The 2109-nt window shown below is 43.8% G+C and carries 4 protein-coding genes; all 4 read right to left on the bottom strand.

Annotated features, from left to right (window positions below):
- Positions 1 to 630 (bottom strand): ABC transporter ATP-binding protein (locus tag AC29Z1_RS11620; protein WP_488271625.1); only part of this gene is annotated, 630 nt, incomplete at its 3' end.
- Between the two features lie 157 nt (positions 631 to 787).
- On the bottom strand, positions 788 to 1504 hold the full coding sequence (locus AC29Z1_RS11615) for an extracellular solute-binding protein (RefSeq protein WP_488271624.1): 717 nt from the start codon (positions 1502 to 1504) through the stop codon (positions 788 to 790).
- Between the two features lie 3 nt (positions 1505 to 1507).
- On the bottom strand, positions 1508 to 1825 hold the full coding sequence (locus AC29Z1_RS11610; RefSeq protein ID WP_488271623.1) for an extracellular solute-binding protein: 318 nt from the start codon (positions 1823 to 1825) through the stop codon (positions 1508 to 1510).
- A 144-nt stretch (positions 1826 to 1969) separates the two neighbouring features.
- Positions 1970 to 2104, bottom strand: a complete 135-nt coding sequence (locus AC29Z1_RS11605; protein WP_488271630.1) for a response regulator transcription factor — start codon at positions 2102 to 2104, stop codon at positions 1970 to 1972.
- Positions 2105 to 2109: the final 5 nt, after the last annotated feature.

The raw sequence follows: 2109 nt of genomic DNA, 5'->3' as shown, positions 1-2109 counted from the left end.
CATACGGTCCGAGATGGCAAGAGCTATTTCCTGATCATGCGTTACATAGAGAACCGTTATATTCAGCTTGCGTTGCAACTCTTTGATTTCAAACCGCATTTCTTCGCGCAGATTGGCGTCAAGGTTGCTTAACGGCTCATCTAAAAGCATCACTGAAGGATTGGCAACAAGCGCACGGGCTAAAGCCACCCGCTGTTGCTGACCGCCGGAAAGTTCTGATGGCAAACGACGATCAAGCCCTTTCATGCCGACCATCTCGATGGCTGCCATAACCCGATCCCGTAGTTCATCTTTAGGAACTTTAGCAATTTTTAAAGGATACCCGACATTATCAAATACTGTCATGTGCGGCCATACTGCATAATCCTGAAAAACTACGCCAAGCCCTCTTCTGTCAGGAGAAACAAATACCTTCCCTGCCGGATCGCTAACTACAGTATCATTAATGGATATTCTCCCAGCATCAGGGGCTTCAAAGCCGGCAATAAGCCTGAGCAGCACAGTCTTACCGCAACCTGACGGACCGAGAAGAGTAAAACACTCACCCCGTTTAATGGAGAGCGTGAGATTCTTGTGTACTTGATGTTTGCCGTAACTTTTCGCTATACCTTCTACCCGGATTATGTCCATGCTCTACCCTCCCATAATAGTAAACTTGTTTTCTCTATTGATTCTGCGTGCATACTGAGCGGTTGACAAATCAATTCTATTTTGTTCTATTTTGTCCGTTTTGGCGGACGGATTGTTCCGTCCGCCAAAGTAAGTAGTTGTTTTGCTTACATTATTTTTATTTTTTGCCTTGGAGAATTTCAGTGAACTTCTTAATTGTTTCTTCCTTGGAAGCCATCATTTCAACATAGTTAATCTTGATAGCACGTTTCAAGGCTTCATCAGGAGTAGGCAGGTTATATTTTTCTGGAATCTTTACGTCGGTACGCACTGGAAGTGTACCTTCAGCAGCAATCAGCGTCTGAGCTTCTGGGCCTAACAGATAATCCACAAATTTCTTCGCAGCATCAGCCTTAGTAGTCCCTTTAAATATCGCTACAGGACTAGGAGCAACGATCAGCTCTGGTGGATAATAAAGAGCTACTTTTGCACCCTTATCAATCTTGTCATTGGTTATATAGTCAACAGCAAGACTAGCTGCCAGTTCGCCTGAAGCAGTATCGTCAACAACCTGACCAGACCCTTTACCAATTCGGGCTTTGTTGTCGCGCAGTTTTTCAAAGAATTCCCAACCAAACTGTTTTTGTAGCAAGGCTACGCTCATGTAAGACGTACCAGAAAGTGCCGGGTCGGCAATACCGAAAGCTCCTTTATATTCTGGTTTAAACAAATCAGACCACTGAGTGGGAGGATTTTTAATTTTAACCGTATTAACGGCTATACCTAGTGTTCCTAAGCGAACTGCAGTAAAATGTCCGTCAAAATCATCGAATGGATTTAAAACTTCACTAAGCATGGGGGACTTGTACTGTTCTAAGATGCCTTCCTGTTTCATTTTTTAGAAATCAGGCACCTCGCTGGTCCAGATAACATCTGCCAGAATTTTGCCACTTTGCCGCTCGGCGGCAATTTTAGCCATGAGCTTGCCAGCGCCAGCAGACTGATAATCTACATCAATGTCGGGATATTTCTTTTTGAAGCCTTCCACAATCCCGCCAATGAGCGATTCCTTCATGGACGTGTAGATGATAAGTTTGTTGCTGTTAGCTGCTGGTGCAGCCTTTTCTGCTTTCTTATCGCCACCGCCGCCGCAACCTGCAAACAACATGCTGCACAACATGGTGATGGCAACAAGAAGAATGGTTCTTTTCTTCATTTCCCTAAAATCCTCCTTATACTTTGATTTTTTGCGCGAAAAAGACAACCTTCTCGCGTCTTATCTAAATTATCACACAATTGAAAGTTGTCTTGTATCGGAAAAATCCCCGATTTTGGTGTCGGAAAAATCCCTTACATCAGATTATTCAGTTGACAACAGACCATATTTTAAGGCATAACTGACTAACTCATTCCGTTTGGTTGCTTGCAGTTTCTCCATCAGCCGTGCCTTATAGGTATCCACGGTTTTAATACTGAGCGATAATTTCTCCGCCACTTCGG

It is taken from the genome of Sporomusa sp. (genome assembly GCF_057736855.1).
This window is presented reverse-complemented; position numbering and strand designations above follow the sequence as displayed.

What these genes read in the sequence shown, in the direction of transcription:
- AC29Z1_RS11610 (WP_488271623.1), bottom strand. Translation starts at nt 1,825, where the DNA reads ATGAAGAAAAGAACCATTCTTCTTGTTGCCATCACCATGTTGTGCAGC.
- AC29Z1_RS11615 (WP_488271624.1), bottom strand. Translation starts at nt 1,504, where the DNA reads ATGAAACAGGAAGGCATCTTAGAACAGTACAAGTCCCCCATGCTTAGT.